The organism is Lysinibacillus xylanilyticus (assembly GCF_001183605.1).
Classification (GTDB): domain Bacteria; phylum Bacillota; class Bacilli; order Bacillales_A; family Planococcaceae; genus Lysinibacillus; species Lysinibacillus xylanilyticus.
In genome coordinates this window covers 386,540-406,458 of the sequence record NZ_LFXJ01000008.1, presented here as the reverse complement: position 1 = coordinate 406,458, position 19,919 = coordinate 386,540, and the positions used below count along the sequence as shown (strand labels likewise).

The window sequence follows — 19,919 nt, the reverse complement described above, 5'->3', positions numbered from 1 at the left end:
AATGTATTGATAAATAATATTTCGCAGTTTTTATCAACCTTTCCATGCTATGATATAGGTGAATTTGTCGCACGGAAGGATTGTGAAACTATTGGAATTTAGACCTTGCATCGATTTACACGATGGCAAAGTAAAACAAATTGTTGGTAGCACACTAGGTCATAAAGATCAAGAAGTTATCGAGAACTTTATTTCAAATCATGACTCTAGTTATTATGCAAAAATGTTTGCCAAGGATCAATTAACAGGCGGTCACGTCATTATGCTAGGTGATGGAAACGAAGAAGCAGCATTAGCAGCATTAGCAACATATCCTCAAGGGTTGCAGGTTGGTGGCGGGATCACCACGGAAAATGCAAAAAAGTATATTGATGCGGGAGCTTCCCACGTTATTGTCACATCATTTATATTCTATGATGGTAAACTCAATTTAGATCGACTTAAACAATTAGTACAGATTATCGGTAAACAGCATCTTGTCATTGATTTAAGCTGCCGTATGCGAGATGGAAAGTGGTTTGTTGTTACTGATAAATGGACAAAGTTTAGTGATTTTGAAGTAAATGCTGAGTCTATTGCATTTATCGAAAATTACTGTGATGAACTGCTTATTCACGCTGTTGATGTGGAAGGAAAAAAAGGCGGTATGCAGGAAAGCTTAGTGCATGATTTAGCCACTTGGACAACAATTCCAACAACATATGCTGGTGGGGTTCGTTCTTTAGACGACTTAAAGAAATTTAAAAATATCGCCAATGGGAGACTTCATGTTACAATCGGTAGCGCTCTTTCAATTTTTGGTGGAGATTTACCTTATTCAGACGTGGTAAATTATTGCAAAAAAGGCGAGGTATTGTGAAGTTAATATAAAAGGATCATGTTTTTCCTTTTCAGAAACAAGTTTAGAACGCATTAGAATACGAAGGAAAATTCTCTTTCGTTGCATATACAGCTAGATGAAATGCTACTTGAGTTTTCGAAATCTTTAAAATTAACATATGCTTCTTACGTGAGTAAAAAATGAGGCCATGTATCGGCATTTGTATTGATTTACAAATATTCGTTGATGAATTTAATAAACGATGCAACTTAAATGCTAAAATTATCGTTTGATGATAAGGGGACTAAACATCCCCTTTTTTTATTAAAACAAGAATACTACATAATTTAGAGCACATATTTCTGTTTAGTAGCTATTTTTGTTAAGCTATTATTTAATGAGATCAGTAATAAGAAAATTTCATTAATGTTATTTGCTAGAAGAAAGGATTTTATGAAGAATGAAAAATGAGCTCGAAGCAATCACTTTAAAAAACCTACAGTCAGAAATAACACGTTTCTTTTTAGCCTATAGATTTGCCTTACAAGAAATTGAAACAAAAATAAATATTTTACAAGAAGAGTTTAAATTAATTCATGAATATAACCCGATAGAGCATATATCAACTCGAGTAAAATCACCAAAAAGTATATTATCGAAGATCCAGAAAAAGAACCTTGAGACATCAATTGAAGCGATTCGTGAAAACATTCGTGATATCGCGGGTGTGCGAATTACATGCTCCTTTGTTGAGGATATTTATAAAGTAAGTGCCATGTTACGGGCGCAAAATGATATTGAAGTTGTGGATGTAAAGGATTATATTAAATCCCCAAAGGAGAATGGCTATCAAAGCTTGCATCTTATTATAAAAATTCCAATTTTCATGTCTGATCGTATGGAAAGCGTTTATACAGAAATTCAAATCCGTACAATTGCAATGGACTTCTGGGCTAGCCTTGAACATAAAATCTATTACAAATACAACAAAGAAGTACCTGAACATATACGTTTGGAATTGAAGGAGGCTGCCATTCAAGCTGCTGAACTGGATCGAAAAATGGAACGACTTAATGAAGAAATAAATATTCTAAAAGCGAATGAAGAAGAGACGTCATTAGATGCAATGCCTATTGCTTATTTAGCACAATATCTATCTAAACTACCACTTGATTATTCTTCTGAGGATAATCAAGACTAAACTCAATATTTAAAAGGATGCCGAAATAATTCTGGCATCCTTTCTACTATAAGCTATTTTAGTTAAATCGTTGTGCAATCATATCATAAATATAACGTGCTTGGTCGTAATCTGGCTGTAATGTAAAGGCTTGTTTTAGGTGGTACATAGCATCTTTTGTTTGCTCAGTAGATACAGCATATAGTACACCTAAATTATAATGTGCATCTGCGTTATTCCAGTCCTGTTCGATCAAATAGTCTAATTCCTTTTTACCTTCATCGAACATTTCTAGCGCACATAGCACGATGGCATATGCTAGACGAATCTGTGTGTCTTCTGGTGCAAGCTCTGAAGCTCGTTGTAAATATGGCAGTGCAAGCTTCGGATTTTCCATTCGCTCAAAACATTTGCCCATCATATAATACACATCTGCGCCTTCAATTTTATGTTTTAATGCTTGCTCATAAAGCTTTACTGCTTCCGCATATCGTTCCGCATTATAATATAAATTTGCTAAACCATAATAAGCAGTTGCTGCCGTTTCATCAACAGTGATTGCTTTTTGAAAAAAACGCTCTGCACGTTCAGTATCCTCTAAGACCGCTAAGAGATTTCCGAAGTTCACATAACCAATTGGGTTTTCAGGCTCTTCTTCAATCGCTTGTGTAAAAAGTTGTGCAGCTTCCTCGTAGCGCTTTTCTTGAAACGCTTGAATGCCCTGCTCGTTAAAATCCATTGTTTTCCCTCACCTCTATGTAGCAAAAGACTGCTTAAACTCTATACGCTTCAGGAAAGAATATAAGCAGTCTTTACGCAAATTAACCTACATATGTTAGTTTTTCATTATTTTTAAAGACTTCGTCGATTGTACCGCCACCTATACATTCTTCACCGTCATATAGTACAACAGCTTGTCCAGGTGTAATCGCACGTACTGGCTCAGCAAACGTAATATGAGTACGTCCATCCTCTAAAATTTCCACTTCTACAGGTGTATCTGTTTGACGATAACGGAATTTTGCAGTGCATGAAAATTTCCCGGGCAATTTTTTTGTCGAAGTATAGTTCATTTTCACAGCAGTCAGTGAAGTAGAAAATAGTGAATCATTATTGAAACCTTGTCCAACTAGTAGCACATTGCGCTCCAAATCTTTCCCTAACACGAACCAAGGTTCTCCGTCGCCACCAATTCCAAGACCATGACGCTGACCAAGTGTATAGTACATTAATCCATCATGTTGGCCCATTACGACTCCATCCATCGTCTCCATCTTACCAGGTTGAGCTGGTAAAAATTGACTTAAAAATTCTTTGAAATTACGCTCTCCAATAAAGCAAATTCCTGTTGAATCTTTTTTCTTTGCTGTAGCTAACCCAGCTTCCTCCGCAATTTTACGGACTTCTTTTTTCTCAATATGTCCAATTGGGAACATTACATGCGACAATTGTTCCTGTGATAATTGGTTTAAGAAATACGTTTGATCTTTATTATTGTCAATGCCTCGAAGCATTTTAACTTCGCCATCGCCACTACGATCAACTCGAGCATAGTGACCTGTCGCTAAATAATCAGCCCCAAGATCCATCGCATGCTCTAAAAACGCTTTAAATTTAATTTCCTTATTACACATAACATCAGGATTTGGCGTGCGTCCTGCTTTATACTCTTCTAAAAAGTATGTGAAAACCTTATCCCAATATTGTTTTTCAAAATTAACTGCATAGTACGGAATCCCAATTTGATTACATACTTTAATAACATCATCATAGTCTTCTGTAGCTGTACAAACGCCATTTTCGTCTGTATCATCCCAGTTTTTCATAAATATCCCGATTACTTCATATCCTTGTTGTTTTAGCAAATATGCAGCAACCGAAGAATCTACCCCACCCGACATGCCGACTACAACACGAATTTGTGAGGGGTCACGTGTTTCTTTCATTTTGGTCACCTTTTCTTTTATTCAAATTCCATTAAATATACAATTATTAGCAAACTATTTTTTTGCTAGTCTTTTCACAATCGCTACTGTTTTTTCAGCTGTATGTTGTACATCAGCTTCTGTTAAACCTTGACCGAAGCTAAAGCGGATCGAGTTACGTAATTCCTCTGCCTCTTGTCCAAACATCGCTACTAAAACATGTGATGGATCAATGGAGCCAGCAGTACACGCAGAACCACTCGATACGCAAATACCTGCCATATCAAGATTTACTAGGAATGATTCTACTTCCATACCAGAAAAACTTACATTTAAAACGTGTGGGAGCGTATTTTCTAAATCTCCATTCATATGAAATGCTAGATTTTCTTTCGTGAAAACATCCAGCATAATTTGCTTAAAGCGATTGTATAACGCGCGCTTTTCTTCTCGCAACTCATTTGCAATTTGCACTGCAGTCGCAAAACCAATCACTGCAGGCACATTTTCAGTACCCGCACGACGTTTTTTCTCGTGTGCTCCTCCTAATGCATAACTAGTGAATGGTGTCCCTGCTTTTTGGTATAGGAAACCAATACCTTTAGGACCATTAATTTTATGTGCAGAAACACTTAGTAAATCAACATGTAATTCAGTAACATTAATTGACTCTAAACCATATGCCTGAACAGCATCTGTATGGAAAATAGCCTTATGTTCACGCAACAAATCACCAATTTCAGCAATCGGTTGAATTGTACCAACTTCGTTATTGCCGTACATAATCGTTACTAAAATTGTATCCTCTCTTAATGCATTTCGCACATCTTCTACAGAAACACGTCCATTTTCATCTACCGGCAAATATGTCACATCAAAGCCATCTCGCTCAAGCTTTTCACAAGTATGCAACACCGCGTGATGTTCAATTTGTGTGGTAATGATATGCTTTCCTTCAGCAGCACGGGCATAAACAGTGCCAAAAATAGCCGTATTATCCGCCTCTGTTCCGCCACTTGTGATAATAATTTCTCCAGGTTGAGCACCAATTGATTGGGCAAGTATATCACGTGCATTATCTAAATATTTGCGTGCCTCTCGACCTATCCCATGAATACTTGATGCATTCCCATAAACCTGTTGCATTGCTGTAGTCATAGCGTCTATTACTTTGTCATTCATTGGTGATGACGCTGCATGATCGAGATAAATATATGAATTCATGATGAAATCTCCTTTTACGAAAAGCGCTAAAGACTCATCTCCCTTTCTCAGGGTAGGGAGATGTGCTTTAGCCTAATTTTAAATATAGAACATATAGCCTTCCGCTACATTTTCCTCAGTGTATTGTGCTAAATCTTCAATTGACGTTGTATCTAATACATTTTTCACAGCATCGCGAATGCGAAGCCATAACTCTCGCTGAGGTGCTTCTTCATTTTCAATACCCTCTACAGGTTGAATTGGACCCTCTAACACGCTAATAACATTAGCCGCTGAAATTTCACTTGGTGGGTTTGCTAGCATATACCCACCATATGCACCGCGTACACTTTTTACTAAGCCTGAATTACGTAATGGTGAAACTAACTGCTCTAAGTATGCCTCAGAAAGATCCTTTTCAGCAGCAATTTTGCGTAGTGGAATAGGTCCCTCTCCATAATGCTTTGCTAATTCAATCATAATCGTTAGACCATAACGGCCCTTTGTAGAAATTTTCATTTTATCACCCTCAAATAGTCTAGTCAAAAATACTACCAACAGTATATCATAATCTCCTCTCGAAGAACTCGGAAATACTCTCGGGAGGTTATGATATACTATTAATTGCGCCTTAGTATAATTAGGCAAAATACTATGTAACATTTCATTATAAGCACAAAAAAACATTTAGCAATCAATTATGCCCGGCATAATTGCGTCGGGAATCGGCTTTGTGCTCTTGTACAAAGAACTCCTTTCCAATACCGTGACACCCGCTGAAAAAAGTTAAAAAAAATTACGGAAACTGTTAAAAGAGGGAAATTTTAATGCATAATGAACCACTCGCTTATCGCATGCGTCCTTTAACCCTTGATGAGATTGTAGGACACCAAGATTTTATCGGTCCTAACACCGCTCTTTATAAAATGATCCAAAATGAACATATTCCATCCATGCTGCTATATGGTGAGCCAGGTATCGGCAAAACGTCAATAGCGAATGCCATAGCAGGAAGCTCGAAGCTCCCTTTTTTTGCGCTTAATGCTACTCGTGCTGGTAAAAAGGACGTCGAGGATATTGTACAGGAAGCTAGAATCTCAGGAAAAGTCCTTCTTTTTTTGGATGAGATTCATCGTTTTAATAAATTACAGCAGGATGCTTTGTTGCCACATGTTGAAAACGGCTCAATCGTATTAATTGGAGCTACGACGGAAAATCCGTACCATGATGTAAATCCCGCTATCCGCTCACGTTGCGGAGAAATATATCAACTTAAACGTTTAACGAAAGACAATTTAATTGAGCTTATAAAAAATGCACTTTCTGATGAAAAGCGAGGGCTAGGTAAATATCACTTTGTATTAACAGATCATCAAATTAATCAAATTTCAGAAGCAGCTAATGGTGACGCACGGAAGGCATTAACTTTGCTTGAATCAATTTATTATGCAAGTGATGAAGTAGATGGTCAAACAATCGCTGCGGATCATATCATTGAGCATCTTGTAGGCAGAATTGGCGTTTATGGTGATAAAAAAGGATCCCATTTTTATAATTTGCTTTCTGCATTACAAAAATCAGTTCGAGGAAGTGATACGAATGCAGCATTGTATTATTTAGCTCATTTATTGGAAACAGGTGATTTAGTAGCTGTTAGTCGACGTTTACTTGTCATGGCTTATGAAGATATAGGCCTTGCCAACCCTGAAGTAGGACCGCATATGCTTGCGGCTGTACAAGCTGCAGAGCGTTTAGGGCTACCAGAGGCGCGTATTCCGCTTGCAAGTGCTGTTATTGAAATGTGCCTTGCATCCAAATCCAATTCTGCAATTATAGCCATTGATGCCGCCATTGCCAGCATTCATGCAGGAAAAACAGGCGATATTCCACATCATCTACGCGACGCTCACTATGAAGGGGCAAAAGATTTAGGACATGTAGGCTATCAATATCCCCACAACAGCCCTATCGGAACATTTGGAGGATGGGTAGACCAGCAATATTTACCGGATGAGCTTGTTGGCACAGAATTTTATAAACCTGTTATCGCGGGTGAAGAAAAACGGATGGCAGGAATCTACGAAAAGCTTAAATCTTTTCATAAGGATGAAAAGTAATAAGGTTACTGAAAAATATATAATAAAGTTTTTTCATAAAAATAGGGCACTTCAAAGAAGCGCCTTATTTTTTTATCTTATTACTTTCAAAAAAACAGGACTGACTACTAAGCAATCATCCTGTAATAGTTGACTTATTTGTTGTATAGCGCTTTTTATAAAATCGGTTCAATGTATCTTCTACATTTTTTATCGATGGTAATTTATTCGTTTCTTCCTCCTCTTCGATATCATGTAAATAATGAAGAAAATTGTAGGTTTGATAAAGTAGACTAGCAAATTCCTGGGAGTTCTCCCGTACTTCAGAGCGAATTGCTTTTACAGCAATTGCTTGACCTATGGATTGCTCTCTTGATGGAGAGGTTTGATCATCTACATTATCATCTGAATTTCTATATAATAATATTAATGCCTCATAAACTTCCTGGTTATCACTAAACCGTTCCTTTATCCACTGTAAGACAAATTGTAATAAGACAACAGCATAAATAAGTGACAACCACTCATCTCCAAAGGATTTTTTCGACAAACGTTTAAAGTAATCGTCTTGTGTCACAAGTTCGAATATGATTAAACGAATTGGATACAGGAGCGCATGTTCACTGTTGATATATAATTTTTCTCGATCTTTATACATAGCCAACCAAAAATCCCTTACTAATGAGATAGTTTTTCTAGTCGACAGAGCTAATTGGCATTGGATAAGCTCATGTTCAAGTGTTGACTGTATAAGCTGTCGAAATAGAAGTTCTTCATCCTCTTTTACTAATAAGAGTGGTTTTTCTAATTTCGCCAAATCGATTTCGATACCGTTTATTAACATTGAACGGCCCCCTTCCTATAAATTCTTATAGCATGGAATAAACCTTAGCCATCACTATAACGTAGTATGATTACCGTTACGATTGATACTCAAATCCATGGCGTACGTTTTAACAAACGATGATGAGATAAACCTTACACATAGATTTTCATTTTTTAACTATATTTCGACAAAAATTTATAAATACCTTTTAAGAAAAAAGTCCCTTTTTTATTTTCATACAACAAAATTTTAACACTACTTCTACAGTCTTCTCTCAATAATTTATTAACATAAAAAAAATCTGCAAAACTTTAAGAGCTGGAAATCCAATACCTCCTCACAAAGCAGAGTGCTGTAAGGATTGGTGGATCAACTTCAAAAAGTAAGCAGATTCTAGACTATAATTCTATTTTATAAAAGTGATGATAAATCATTCCGTAAATTCTTTATCAACAAACGCTTTAAATTGTTGCAGACATTGTTTGACTGCACCTTTTTGTTCAAGCACCGCATTTCGTAATGATGCTGTTTGCTCTTCATTACCTACGACTTCACGATAAAGCGCAAAAATTGCTGATAATAATTGTTCATTCTCTTCCTGGTCAATGCTAGGTAAAGAATAGGCAGCAACCGTTAATAATTGCTCAACTTTTTCAGGTGTTTTTTGTAACTCATTGGATGAATAATAGGTTGATGCCGCTAAAAAGTAGCAAAGCTTTGAACAACAATCTATAAACAAATGCCAATATGTATTGGCACTTGGTAATTCACCCGCTCTATTATCTAAATACTCTTTATAAAATGTTATAGCTTGTGTATATAAAGGATTTAATTCTCTCATAGCCTTTGGATAATTATTAGATGTATCCAAATAGTCAAATACAATATCATTCATTTTCTCTTGAAGTTTTACAATGTCTAAATGATCACGAATTACTTGAATTTCCATTTTCCCACTCTCCCATGTTGTCATTTGCTTTCTGAATGTTATTCCTACTCCCCTAAGTAGTTCTGCACATCCATACAAACTTTTTTATTATCAATTGGAATTATTAAAATTATAGCAATAAACCAAATAAAGAAGTGGGCACATGAAAAAAATAAGACAATTTAGTGAATTATTAGCATTTTAAGCACTTAAGACGAACAATTTTGGTAGAATTATATTCTTTGTACATAAACATCAAATAAAGACTGCTCTTTCGTTCGATCAACAATTTCTATAATACTTCCTTGAGTATATTTTTTTATTCTTTTTTGTGGTATATAAAAATAGGCAGTATTTGTAATTAACCACTCGCTAAGTGTTCGTTCATTACCTGTTTGATTTGTCAAAATACGTTTATGTCGAAGTATATCTGCCATTTTGTAAAAACCATCTGATAGCTCGTATGCCGAAACATCAAAATTAAAAATAGGGCTAACAACCTGTCCAACATCAAAAATGTGAATTGTTTGCCCTTCTTCATCGATAGCTAATTCAACTGTGCTAATTTCATCGAATAGATTTAAGCCCCTATATTCCATTTGATAGATTTGCTCCATAATAAAACGCCTCCTTTTAAAGGTTCTACAGCAAATGTAAAGGAGCCATAATGTGCCTCTTCACCATAAATTGTATAAATAACCCAATAAGTATCGTAGACCCCTTTTTTACAACGTTCCTATTGTAACATAGAAAAAGTAGCTGTCTTAAATCTAGACAGCTACTTCCATAAAATGGACCATCAATATAAATGAGGGTGTATTCTTTCCTCATTTATTTTTATCGAAGAAATTTTTAAATTTATCGACAAAAAGTTGTATTAGCCTTGTACACGTGTAATTTTTACATCTTTTAAGATTGTATTCACTACCCAACTGGCAGCAATTAAGCCTGCCACAGAAGGCACAAAGGCATTGGAAGATGGGGGCATTTTCGCTTTACGGATAGCTGCATCGGGTTTTCCGACATGCTCCACGACATCTGGACGAACAACAATAGGACTCTCATCAGAGAACACAACCGTTACTCCTTTATGAATACCATCTTTACGTAATTTTGTACGGATTACTTTAGCCAATGGGTCTGTGTGTGTTTTAGAGATATCTGCAATTTTGAAACGAGTTGGATCCATTTTATTGGCTGCACCCATGCTAGATATAATTGGAATATTACGCTTTAGACATTCCTTCATAATATGAATTTTATACATCACTGTGTCACTCGCATCAATGACATAATCTATGCCCTGTGCGAAAAATTCCTCATATGTTTCCTCCGTGTAAAACATATGCATATCAATTACTTCACATTCTGGATTAATATCAGCAATACGTTCTTTCATGACACCTGACTTAGATTGTCCTACCGTTGAAAGATAGGCAACTAATTGACGATTAACATTCGTAATATCAACATTATCCTTATCTACTAAAATAATGCGACCAATACCACTTCGTGCACATGCCTCAGCAGCAAATGAACCTACACCGCCTACACCAAGAATGGCTACCGTTGTATTTTTTAATTTTTCGAGACCCTCTGTTCCTATTGCGAGCTCGTTACGTGAAAATTGATGTAACATCCTTACACTCTCCGTCTATTGAATTTTTATCACGCTTTAACTGGCAGTCATTTATCTGTACCGAAGACTCCCACCTTAACACTTTAGATAGGTGGGGGATTCACTGCCCGTAAAAGCCCAATTGTTGAAAACTAATAATCAGCGCTAGAAAAAAAACCATCACTGATTACTTTATTAGTAAACCTAGTTAAATACTAAGATAAAATCAAACCTATCTTACATTTTATCACGTTATTCATCAAGTGAAAATTATAACTAAAAAAATTAAGTATTCCTAATCAAAAGTACGTTTTATGTATGTAAAGGGTACCGCAATCAATATGTTCACATTGTTCTTGAAGTAGAAAATTTAGGGCAATTGAATAAAGGGTAATTCAATTGCCTTTAGTTTCATCACTTTCATTCCTGTTCATAATTTTTGGAGAATGTTTTCGCAAAATCTGAACCGAGCTGAGCATTTAATTGCTTAAAAGCTGCAATTACTGCCCCGCCGATTGGCTGTAAGACCGGTGCCATAAATTGCAATGGTATCTCGTCCACTTGTGCGAATTGCTGTAATTCCGGTAAAAAATATGCTTCATTATTAAAAACGCCACCCACCAATACGACAGGTACGTCCCCTTTCTCCCAAGACATTTGAGAGTAACATGCTTTAATCGCCACATAATGTTTCTTGCAGGCGTCTTCAATGATCTGGATAGCAATCCGATCTCCTTTTTCCGCCACGTCAAAAACATATTTACTTAACGGTGCAATAACTGTCCGAGGATGCTCTTCTCCATAAATACACTCTATTAATTGTGGTACATTTTTTACAGAAAAATAACGTAATACTACATCTGTCAATGCTGTTGGGGCACCTCGCCCATCATAGCTTTGAAAAATAGCCTTCAGCACTTGAACACCTAAATCATAGCCACTGCCCTCATCATCAAAAAGATAACCCCAGCCACCTACTCTATGAAAATGTTGTTCACGATCGTAGCCCATTGTAATAGCGCCTGTCCCTGCAATTTGCACAATACCTGCCTGCCCAAGTGTGCCTGTATAAAGTGCAATTAGAGCATCATTATCAACAATCACATGTGCTGTATTAGAAACATATTGACGTACTATCGATTCTACAACTTCTTCTGCCTGTAGCTCTTTAACTCCAGCCATTCCAGCAAAACAACTATCTATGGCTGCAAATACTTGCGGGTTTTGCTGTTGCAAATTTTGTAGTATATCATGAATCGTTGACTTAAAATATTGAATACCCATAGCTGTTGGGTTACTCCGGGTCGTTACTACTTTAGCATAAACATTGCCCAGTTCATCACAAATCACTGCTGACGTTTTCGTTCCACCACCGTCAATCGCTAATACATACATATCTCTTTGCTCCTTTCTTTTCAATCCATTTCACCCTGTCGTATTTGTAGTTGTTAATACAGAAAATATTGGTAAATCAAGATTAAAAAGGTTCATCATCAAAAGTTGTGGATGACTTTTGTTAAAACGTCTACTATGAAAATAAGTTGATTGGAGTGGAGGCTGGGCGACTCCTTGGGGATCAGCGAATAGAGGAACGAAGGCTAAAATCATCACGTCCTGTGATAACGCCTTCGTGACCAACATCGTGCTGTTGCTGTCGCTACGTTGCACTACGCTTTCGCACAGACAAAAACACTTTGCTGCCGCTACGTTAACACTACGCTTTCGCGCAAAAAACATCTGTTGGCCCGAGACCCTGCAGCGAAGCGAAGCGGCTCATCGGACGCCCCCTGGAAGCTCTGCTCTGTGCGAAAGCGTAGCGTCAGCAACAAAGCGCCCAGCCGGAACGGAAATCAACCACACGTTTTGTGATGAACCATAAAACAAGGGATTAAGCACTATCTACTAATGGCTTAATCCCTTCTTCTGTAATCATTTCGTAAAGCCAAATGATGCCCAAGGCTGAATATGTGCTAATAAAAATTGCTCTTCTTCTACAACTCTTGCCACAACATTTGTTGATCCGGCATTTGGCATTTCCTTTAAAACAATTTGGAGCTCACCCTTATAACGTACATCTAAATTATTATCGATTGTCACATCCCCCAATTTTAATGGGTGGCTATCATGTGCAGGGAAGTCACCATTTTTGTATTTAACACGAGATTGCGTACTACGGATAACATAATCCGAAACATCGCCACGATTAAAATGTGGCTCCTTAAAAAGGATGGCTTCTTCTAAAATAGACGTTTCAATAGACTGCTCAACTTTCAGCTCTAGTTTATGGCGATTTAATTGGCCTAATGCACGTATTTCTTCATCAGAAGCATACATATTGCCGATAATACAATCATCTATTAGACCAGTGTGCCATAAATCCTTTGCTTGCACAGTAATTGGCAGATGACGATGTTCTTCTAACGTAGGCAATCCATGCTCGGTTTCTTCCCAAGGTCCGAACATAGCATGCTGCGATGAAATCATGGCTGCTGTTCGAATATGATTTGCTTTAAATTGTTGAGACGTTTGTAAATAATGTTGACGTGATAAACCCGTGAAACGTCTCGGATAAAAATTATGACAGCCAATAATATTATTTCTATTCGGTTGATAGGATAATATATTTTCTACATATTTAGTACCGTTACTAATATTTAATTCTATTTTTAAATTACTTGCATCGAGAGACATAAATGCTTCTTCCTGGCCTGAGAAACCCATATCTAGGCGCAATGCGGCTAAATGATAATGCTCCTTAAAGTAACCAATATCTATATACGTTAAGCCTAAATCTTCAAAAACAGCTGGTGCAATATCAGCAGAAATTTCAAAGCCAAGCTGCTGCGCAAATTTATTTATTTGCTGTAATTTTTGTCGTTCCTGATCGTTATTTAACGACATTAGACATGTAAATATTCGATCAAAACCATTGTCATGAGCGAGCTGAACATACCGCTTCATATCTTCTAGTGTACTATGCTGAGGATATAGTGAAATCCCTAATCTTCTCAATCCAAATACCTCCGTTAGCTTACATTTACACTTCTACTTTTTGATTCTCTAATTTTGTAACTTGCTGTTCTTTTTGAGACTCTGCTTCAGCAACTCGTAGTTCATTCTGCTTTGCCATACGGTTTGCCATTGAAATGAACGGTAAATAAATACATACCGCGACTACAATTAAGACAATACTAAGGGCAGCTCCTTGCCAAGATTGAGTTGCTAAGAATCCATTAATAATCGGTGGCGTTGTCCATGGCGGTGAAACCGTAGCTGCTGGCACAAAGCCCCACTTCGTTGCAAAGAAAGCAATAGTTACGTTAACCATTGGTGTCAAAATAAATGGTACAAATAACACTGGATTTAACACGATTGGAAGACCGAAAAGTAATGGTTCATTAATATTGAAAAGCCCTGGTGCCGCCGACAATTTCCCGACGGTATTATATTGCTTGTTCTTTCTAGCGAAAATGAAAATGGCAATAATAAGTGCTATTGTCGTACCGGAACCACCCATATTAATGAAGGCATCAAAGAATGGTTTATTTACGATGTATGGTGCTATTTCACCAGATGAAATCGCTTTTACATTCGCTTCTATAGCTGGTAAATTTATCGTTTGCATAAATGGTTCAATAATGTTGGCACCATGAACACCTAATGTCCATAAAAACGTAGGAATGAATGCTAAAAGTAAAGCCGCAATCCATGAATTTGTTAAGCCCATAAACGGCTCTTGAACAGCTGAGTAGAATGAACCGACAATATCAGGAATATCAAAGCCTGCTGAAATAATTGTACGAACTAGAGCAAATAAACCAATTGTAATAATAGCAGGTAATAATGCGGCGAAAGATTTTGAAACAGCTGGTGGTACTCCATTTGGCATTTTAATTAGCAGCTTAGGATTGCCAGTCAATTTACAAAATAATTCAGTTGACAGCAACGCAACAATAATGGCAATAAATATACCGCCTGTACCTGTCGTTAACCCTGTTAATCCACCTTCACCGAAGGTACCAAAAGTCAGATAAGTAGAAAGACTGATTACACCGGCAGAAAGTCCATCCTTGTCGTAACTTTTTGCGAGATTATAAGCAATTGTGAAAGCTAATAACAGAGAGATGATTCCAAATGTTGCTCCCCAAACATTGCCGCCCCACTGTGTCCAAGTTTCATGCTTCCAGATGGCATCGAGCGCATTTTGATAGAATTTGATAGGCAAGTTATTGACAAGAACTGCAAGTGATCCAACAATTGTCAATGGCATGATTGTAATAAATCCATCTCGAATGGCAACTAAATGACGCTGATTCCCTACTCTAGCTGCAACTGGTACAAATTTTTCTTCTAAAAAACGGAACATTTCACACACTCCCTTTACTTTTTATTGTGACATCAAGGTTTGATGCTATTCCCCTTTGATACGTTCATACAACTCAATCATTTCAGTTGCTAAATCACGAAACGTAATGGCATTCATTAAATGATCTTGCGCGTGAATTAACAGCATTGATACTTCTACTTTTTCTCCCCTTGCCTCTTGTGATAATAGAGCCGTCTGAGAATGATGCGCTTCAATCAATGCATCATTAGCTAACTGTATTTTTTCCTTTGCTTCTTGAATCTGTCCATTTTTTGCTAGCTGGATAGCCTCCATACATTCACTTCTCGTATTACCACTGTGCACAATCAGTCCCATAATGGATTCCATTAAAACTGTTTCTTCCATTGTCGTCGCCCCCTTAACCAATCAACTGTAACGCCTGCTTTAAAACATTTTCACCATTCATCATGCCGTAATCCGCCATATTGATGACATCAATCGGAAAATTCATTGCCTTGTATTTTTTTTCAAATGTCCCTTTTAAGTAACGGACTTGTGGACCTAGTAACAGCACATCCGCCGTTTTAGCAGCTAATACTTTGTCAACCTCACCTTCAGCAATCGCATAAATATCTGCCTCAATGTTTTGTTCTTGTGCCGCTTTTTGCATCTTTGACACTAGTAAACTAGTACTCATACCCGCCACGCACACTAGCATAATGTTTTTCATAAAAACACTCCTTTTTTTGATTAAGTTCGTCTTTCTAACTACCTTTATTTTTATGATTTTTTAACTATGAAATCGCTTTCTTAAGATGAGAATAGCATTAATTGGTATATACCACAATATACTTTTTAAACCATTTCCTTCCTCATAAAAAGACTTTAAAAATTGGGCTATAACTCTGCTACAGACAACTGAATGGATTCGACCAACTGGTATAGTCCAGAAAAAAGTTCAAAAAAATTTAAATTTTTAGAACAAATTACGTTCATATCCACTTTTCAATACGCGTAGCTGTCGCTACAGATAAACAATGCGTCCGGAAATGGAAAAAAGTTAAAAGTATTCATAGAATGCTGGTTTATTAGTGGGTAACGCTTGTTGCCATCGATCAATAACGTCTTCAGTCAATTGTTTATTTGCATACAAGACCGTATCCTTTACAGAAAGATAGCCAACCATCATCGCTGAAAAAAGATTAATTGGTAATGTTAACATATGCATTTCTGGGATAGAATTTGTCTCAATTATCGATACGTCACCACTTTTATTTATTTTATATGCGTGCTCATTCCAACTACAAAATGCATCTTCAATTTGAATATATAAGGGCTCCAGAATATCGCCCCACGGATAATGTTGCATAAACCTTAAAGCATCTACTATTCTTACCATCACATCCTGAACAACTTCCTTTTCAAACTGTGGTTCTTTAAAATAGAAGCCAAATTGATGGTTGTTAGAAGTAACTCCTTTAATGCTACCTACACTCGCCGCATGAGACGTTATATAACGCCAAATTGCTTGTTCTGCTAGTAAATCCTCTGCTATAAAATCATGAATCTCAAATGTTCCATCCTGAATGATATAGCGAATATAACCTGCAATTTTATCATCCTTAAAATATGCCGCAAAATGACTATCAGGCATCCTTCTCTCTATTCTTTTCCACCAAGCATCATCTCGAAGCATACTTCCATTATTAAAGATCGACTGTGCATTATGATAATCCTTAATCGCCTGAAAAAGATCACGATCTGGCCATTCGAAGCTCATACGTCTCACTTCGTCCAGCTGCTTTCCGAAAGAAGGAAACATCGATTGCGGAATGGTGTAACATAGCTTTTCAAAAAATAATTCCCAGCCAAAGTAACGATAAAAGGACACAGAAAATGGTGCTAACACAGAAATACTCTGCCCATTCTCTCGCATTTTCTTTAGTGCCTCAGTCATAAGATTTTTGATAATACCTTGTTGCCGATATTCAGGATATGTTGCAACAAAACCAATTCCACCCATCTTATAATTTTCACCATGAATTGTCATATTAAGTGGCAATATTAATAGCTGTCCAACTACTTTATGTTCATCGTAAGCACCCAATGTTGTGCTATGCTCAATCCAATAATGAAAATCATCGCGCCGCGCACCCGAATACTTATTAGGAAAACAATAATCTCTTAATTGATGTACCTGTAAATAATCTTTTGGTGGGATTATTTTTATTTCCATATGCAGGATCACCCCTTTTAGGTACTGAATATTCGTGCAATTCAAGGTAAACTTAATAGATTATTTTTCACATATTCCTCGACCTCCGAGGCTGTGGATAGCTGTAAAATGCGTTCATTATGTGGCATTAGCTGCTGTTTAGAAAGCTTAGCGATATGTGCACGAGTCCTTAAAATAGAAGAAGCACTCATGGAAAACTCATTTAATCCAAATCCTAGTAATATCGGTAACGCTATTTCATCCGCTGCCATTTCACCACACATACCTACCCATTTACCATGATTCTGTGCGGCATCAATGACAGTTTTTATCAGTCTTAAAACAGCGGGATGGTACGGTTGATATAAATAAGAAACATTTTCGTTCATGCGATCCACCGCTAACGTGTATTGGATTAAATCATTAGTACCGATTGAGAAAAAATCTACTTCCTTTGCAAATAAATCTGCAATGATGGCTGCCGATGGAATTTCAATCATCATTCCTACTTCTAGCGTTTCAGATATAGGAAACCCATCACTTGTCAAACTTTGTTTTTCTTCAAGAAATATAGCCTTCGCCATCTTAAATTCGTCCAATGTAGCAATCATCGGAAACATAATTTTCAAATTGCCGTAAGCGCTTGCTTTTAATAATGCGCGAATCTGTACACGAAACATTTCTTGTTGCGTTAAACTAATTCGAATTGCTCGATAGCCAAGAAAAGGGTTCATCTCATCAGCAAGTTTTAAATACGGTAGATTTTTATCGCCGCCAATATCTAATGTTCGAACAATCGTTGGCTTGCCTTGCATTTTTTCAAGTACGCTTTTATATGCTTGAAACTGCTCCTCCTCAGTAGGTAACTCCTGTCGTTCCATATATAAAAACTCCGTACGAAACAGGCCTATACCATCTCCACCAGCATTAATGACCATATCCGCATCTTCAGGGTTTCCTATATTCCCTGCAATTTCTACTGAAAACCCATCCGCACTCAAACTTGGTATTGAACGATACTGAAGAAGTTCTTCATTCTCTTCATTGTGTAAACGTTGTTGCTGCATATAAAAGCTAGATACTTCCGATGTAGCGTTGACAATAATCTTGCCATTTGTCCCATCTAAAATAATTGGTGCTCCATGTTGAATATTTTCCGTGGCATTTTTCGTCCCGACTACCGCTGGAATCTCTAATGTTCGTGCGAGAATAGCAGAATGAGATGTTTTGCCACCAATATCGGTTATAAACCCCTTTACATACGTTGTATCTAACATCGCAGTCATGGACGGTGTTAAATCTTTAGCAACTATAATAACATCAGAGGTTAAACGATTCATATCCACCATTTCAACCCCTAACAAATGGGCTAACACTCGTTTAGACACATCTCGAATATCTGCAACTCGCTCCTGCATATAGACGTTATCTAACCCTTCAAACAAAGCAATGAACATATTTGATACTTCGTCTAATGCAAATTCAGCATTCACCCCTGATTGAATTTTCGCTTCAATAGACGCTAACATTTCCGGATCCTCTAGCACTAATAGATGTGCAGCAAAAATGGCCGCCTTTTCAGCCCCAAATTTCTGCTGTGCGATTTCATGGATTTCTTGCAGTTCAGTTTTCGTTTTTACAATAGCTGCCTTGAATCTTTCTAGTTCAGCATGTACATCAGTAATCTTAACTTCTTCAAAAGTTAAATCTGGTTCTTTTAAACAATACGCATTTGCAAAGGCAATACCTCGGGAAACTGCAATTCCTTGTATTTCTAACATTCCTCACCAATTCCTTTTGAAACCATAACTTCTGTTATTGTTTGAAAAAGCTTCTCGGCATCAGGTCCCTCAGCGGAAATTTCTACAATGCTTCCTGGTGCTACGCCTTGTGCCATAACTCCCATAATTGATTTTAAATTAACCGATTTCTCTTTATACGTTAACTGAACGTCACACTCAAACGGTGTTACAGCCGTTACCAGTAATGCTGCTGGTCTAGCATGTAGTCCCTCTGGCGCTGTTATTTTAAACATTTTCTTCATCGATATCCCTCCACATGTTATTTAAAGTTAATACGATGTTGATAATTGGTAATCATAGCCTCATTATGAGACAAATCAGAGTCAACATTATTACTTTTAAAAACTGGTAATATTTCGTCAGATAAAGCCATGTTCTCAATGATTTCACTGATTAATGCATTTAAAATAAATGAACCGATAACTGTAGAGGATGGTGCATACTGTATTTCATTGTGATGCAGCAAACCATCTCCTATTGGTATATGCGTATCGATAACTATATCTACTACATCCTCTAAGCGCTGCCCACTTTGATGGCGTGTCGGCTGTTCACAATAAGCAAGAGATTGCAGAGACATAACAAGTACCCCTGTTTCTTTCGCTAAAAAAGCCACATCTATCGGTGCTTGATTTCTTCCGGATGTCGAAATGACTATACAAACATCATTTTCATGAAAATCAAAATGATCATTGTACCGTTCAATTATAGTCGGGTCCTTCTCGTTTTTAGAAGATGTCATTGCTCCGGCATGTAAAGTTAAAGCTTCAATAATTATAGGACGTACAGGTACAAGCCCTCCCGCACGATAAAATGCGTCCTGTGCTAAAAGATGAGAATGGCCACAACCGAATAATTGGACAATTCCTCCGCGTTGAAGCCTTTGGACAATTAATTGTGCGGCATCTTTTATTTGGGCATACTCTTGCTCCTTCACAACCTGCATTAGCTTTTGAATTTCTAGAAAATATGCATCCAT

General features: G+C 37.1%; 21 protein-coding genes. 3 read left to right on the top strand and 18 right to left on the bottom strand.

What is annotated here, in order from left to right:
* Positions 1-91 precede the first annotated feature (91 nt).
* Together hisA and ACZ11_RS17040 are read left to right on the top strand one after the other, a co-directional pair.
* A complete protein-coding gene (hisA, locus tag ACZ11_RS17045) occupies positions 92-859 on the top strand; it encodes a phosphoribosylformimino-5-aminoimidazole carboxamide ribotide isomerase (RefSeq protein WP_049667721.1) in 768 nt (255 codons plus the stop codon).
* 421 nt (positions 860-1,280) lie between these two features.
* Positions 1,281-2,021: a GTP pyrophosphokinase gene (locus ACZ11_RS17040; protein ID WP_049667720.1), complete on the top strand. Its 741-nt coding sequence runs from the start codon at positions 1,281-1,283 to the stop codon at positions 2,019-2,021.
* A gap of 58 nt (positions 2,022-2,079) precedes the next feature.
* Here the strand turns inward: ACZ11_RS17040 and ACZ11_RS17035 are convergent, their stop codons facing one another.
* The 4 genes from ACZ11_RS17035 to cymR all read right to left on the bottom strand — a co-directional run bounded on the left by ACZ11_RS17035 (position 2,080) and on the right by cymR (position 5,647).
* Positions 2,080-2,739 (bottom strand): tetratricopeptide repeat protein, encoded by a 660-nt coding sequence (locus ACZ11_RS17035; protein WP_049667719.1) that lies wholly within the window; start codon positions 2,737-2,739, stop codon positions 2,080-2,082.
* An 82-nt stretch (positions 2,740-2,821) separates the two neighbouring features.
* On the bottom strand, positions 2,822-3,946 hold the full coding sequence (mnmA, locus tag ACZ11_RS17030; protein ID WP_049667718.1) for a tRNA 2-thiouridine(34) synthase MnmA: 1,125 nt from the start codon (positions 3,944-3,946) through the stop codon (positions 2,822-2,824).
* Between the two features lie 54 nt (positions 3,947-4,000).
* Complete coding sequence (locus tag ACZ11_RS17025) at positions 4,001-5,149, bottom strand: cysteine desulfurase family protein (protein ID WP_049667717.1); 1,149 nt, start codon at positions 5,147-5,149, stop codon at positions 4,001-4,003.
* 78 nt (positions 5,150-5,227) lie between these two features.
* Positions 5,228-5,647, bottom strand: coding sequence for a cysteine metabolism transcriptional regulator CymR (gene cymR, locus ACZ11_RS17020; RefSeq protein ID WP_049667786.1), 420 nt, complete (start codon positions 5,645-5,647; stop codon positions 5,228-5,230).
* Between the two features lie 308 nt (positions 5,648-5,955).
* On the opposite strand from cymR, the gene ACZ11_RS17015 reads away from it, so the two are divergent.
* On the top strand, positions 5,956-7,245 hold the full coding sequence (locus ACZ11_RS17015) for a replication-associated recombination protein A (RefSeq protein WP_049667716.1): 1,290 nt from the start codon (positions 5,956-5,958) through the stop codon (positions 7,243-7,245).
* A gap of 115 nt (positions 7,246-7,360) precedes the next feature.
* Here the strand turns inward: ACZ11_RS17015 and ACZ11_RS17010 are convergent, their stop codons facing one another.
* The 14 genes from ACZ11_RS17010 to ACZ11_RS16950 all read right to left on the bottom strand — a co-directional run bounded on the left by ACZ11_RS17010 (position 7,361) and on the right by ACZ11_RS16950 (position 19,919).
* Entirely contained in the window at positions 7,361-8,068 is a 708-nt protein-coding gene (locus ACZ11_RS17010; RefSeq protein ID WP_049667715.1) for a hypothetical protein, read from the bottom strand.
* A gap of 412 nt (positions 8,069-8,480) precedes the next feature.
* Positions 8,481-8,999, bottom strand: a complete 519-nt coding sequence (locus tag ACZ11_RS17005) for a hypothetical protein (protein WP_049667714.1) — start codon at positions 8,997-8,999, stop codon at positions 8,481-8,483.
* A 212-nt stretch (positions 9,000-9,211) separates the two neighbouring features.
* Positions 9,212-9,595 (bottom strand): hypothetical protein, encoded by a 384-nt coding sequence (locus ACZ11_RS17000; protein WP_049667713.1) that lies wholly within the window; start codon positions 9,593-9,595, stop codon positions 9,212-9,214.
* Between the two features lie 260 nt (positions 9,596-9,855).
* On the bottom strand, positions 9,856-10,617 hold the full coding sequence (locus ACZ11_RS16995; protein WP_049667712.1) for a tRNA threonylcarbamoyladenosine dehydratase: 762 nt from the start codon (positions 10,615-10,617) through the stop codon (positions 9,856-9,858).
* A 399-nt stretch (positions 10,618-11,016) separates the two neighbouring features.
* The gene (locus ACZ11_RS16990) at positions 11,017-12,015 is read right to left on the bottom strand and encodes an N-acetylglucosamine kinase (protein ID WP_236690894.1); all 999 of its coding nucleotides are present in this window, start codon (positions 12,013-12,015) and stop codon (positions 11,017-11,019) included.
* Between the two features lie 6 nt (positions 12,016-12,021).
* Positions 12,022-12,333: a hypothetical protein gene (locus ACZ11_RS25935; RefSeq protein ID WP_152911528.1), complete on the bottom strand. Its 312-nt coding sequence runs from the start codon at positions 12,331-12,333 to the stop codon at positions 12,022-12,024.
* Between the two features lie 192 nt (positions 12,334-12,525).
* Positions 12,526-13,608, bottom strand: coding sequence for a DUF871 domain-containing protein (locus ACZ11_RS16985; protein ID WP_049667710.1), 1,083 nt, complete (start codon positions 13,606-13,608; stop codon positions 12,526-12,528).
* A 25-nt stretch (positions 13,609-13,633) separates the two neighbouring features.
* Positions 13,634-14,962, bottom strand: coding sequence for a PTS sugar transporter subunit IIC (locus ACZ11_RS16980; RefSeq protein WP_049667709.1), 1,329 nt, complete (start codon positions 14,960-14,962; stop codon positions 13,634-13,636).
* 45 nt (positions 14,963-15,007) lie between these two features.
* Positions 15,008-15,328, bottom strand: coding sequence for a PTS lactose/cellobiose transporter subunit IIA (locus ACZ11_RS16975; protein WP_049667708.1), 321 nt, complete (start codon positions 15,326-15,328; stop codon positions 15,008-15,010).
* A gap of 13 nt (positions 15,329-15,341) precedes the next feature.
* Entirely contained in the window at positions 15,342-15,653 is a 312-nt protein-coding gene (locus ACZ11_RS16970; protein WP_049667707.1) for a PTS sugar transporter subunit IIB, read from the bottom strand.
* A 330-nt stretch (positions 15,654-15,983) separates the two neighbouring features.
* Positions 15,984-17,159 carry a GNAT family N-acetyltransferase gene (locus ACZ11_RS16965; protein WP_049667706.1) on the bottom strand — a complete coding sequence of 392 codons (1,176 nt, stop codon included), beginning with the start codon at positions 17,157-17,159 and terminating at the stop codon, positions 15,984-15,986.
* Between the two features lie 41 nt (positions 17,160-17,200).
* Entirely contained in the window at positions 17,201-18,919 is a 1,719-nt protein-coding gene (gene ptsP / locus ACZ11_RS16960; RefSeq protein ID WP_049667705.1) for a phosphoenolpyruvate--protein phosphotransferase, read from the bottom strand.
* Complete coding sequence (locus ACZ11_RS16955; protein WP_049667704.1) at positions 18,913-19,182, bottom strand: HPr family phosphocarrier protein; 270 nt, start codon at positions 19,180-19,182, stop codon at positions 18,913-18,915. Before ACZ11_RS16955 ends, ptsP begins: the two co-directional genes overlap by 7 nt.
* Before the next feature lie 17 nt (positions 19,183-19,199).
* Positions 19,200-19,919, bottom strand: a complete 720-nt coding sequence (locus tag ACZ11_RS16950; protein WP_049667703.1) for a sugar isomerase domain-containing protein — start codon at positions 19,917-19,919, stop codon at positions 19,200-19,202.

Bases quoted from the DNA above. Each gene is read 5' to 3' on its own strand.
- ACZ11_RS17040 (WP_049667720.1), top strand. From the start codon at position 1,281: ATGAAAAATGAGCTCGAAGCAATCACTTTAAAAAACCTACAGTCAGAA.
- ACZ11_RS17035 (WP_049667719.1), bottom strand. From the start codon at position 2,739: ATGGATTTTAACGAGCAGGGCATTCAAGCGTTTCAAGAAAAGCGCTAC.
- mnmA (WP_049667718.1), bottom strand. From the start codon at position 3,946: ATGAAAGAAACACGTGACCCCTCACAAATTCGTGTTGTAGTCGGCATG.
- ACZ11_RS17025 (WP_049667717.1), bottom strand. From the start codon at position 5,149: ATGAATTCATATATTTATCTCGATCATGCAGCGTCATCACCAATGAAT.
- cymR (WP_049667786.1), bottom strand. From the start codon at position 5,647: ATGAAAATTTCTACAAAGGGCCGTTATGGTCTAACGATTATGATTGAA.
- ACZ11_RS17015 (WP_049667716.1), top strand. From the start codon at position 5,956: ATGCATAATGAACCACTCGCTTATCGCATGCGTCCTTTAACCCTTGAT.
- ACZ11_RS17010 (WP_049667715.1), bottom strand. From the start codon at position 8,068: ATGTTAATAAACGGTATCGAAATCGATTTGGCGAAATTAGAAAAACCA.
- ACZ11_RS17005 (WP_049667714.1), bottom strand. From the start codon at position 8,999: ATGGAAATTCAAGTAATTCGTGATCATTTAGACATTGTAAAACTTCAA.
- ACZ11_RS17000 (WP_049667713.1), bottom strand. From the start codon at position 9,595: ATGGAGCAAATCTATCAAATGGAATATAGGGGCTTAAATCTATTCGAT.
- ACZ11_RS16995 (WP_049667712.1), bottom strand. From the start codon at position 10,617: ATGTTACATCAATTTTCACGTAACGAGCTCGCAATAGGAACAGAGGGT.
- ACZ11_RS25935 (WP_152911528.1), bottom strand. From the start codon at position 12,333: ATGTTTTTTGCGCGAAAGCGTAGTGTTAACGTAGCGGCAGCAAAGTGT.
- ACZ11_RS16980 (WP_049667709.1), bottom strand. From the start codon at position 14,962: ATGTTCCGTTTTTTAGAAGAAAAATTTGTACCAGTTGCAGCTAGAGTA.
- ACZ11_RS16975 (WP_049667708.1), bottom strand. From the start codon at position 15,328: ATGGAAGAAACAGTTTTAATGGAATCCATTATGGGACTGATTGTGCAC.
- ACZ11_RS16970 (WP_049667707.1), bottom strand. From the start codon at position 15,653: ATGAAAAACATTATGCTAGTGTGCGTGGCGGGTATGAGTACTAGTTTA.
- ACZ11_RS16965 (WP_049667706.1), bottom strand. From the start codon at position 17,159: ATGGAAATAAAAATAATCCCACCAAAAGATTATTTACAGGTACATCAA.
- ptsP (WP_049667705.1), bottom strand. From the start codon at position 18,919: ATGTTAGAAATACAAGGAATTGCAGTTTCCCGAGGTATTGCCTTTGCA.
- ACZ11_RS16955 (WP_049667704.1), bottom strand. From the start codon at position 19,182: ATGAAGAAAATGTTTAAAATAACAGCGCCAGAGGGACTACATGCTAGA.
- ACZ11_RS16950 (WP_049667703.1), bottom strand. From the start codon at position 19,919: ATGGATGCATATTTTCTAGAAATTCAAAAGCTAATGCAGGTTGTGAAG.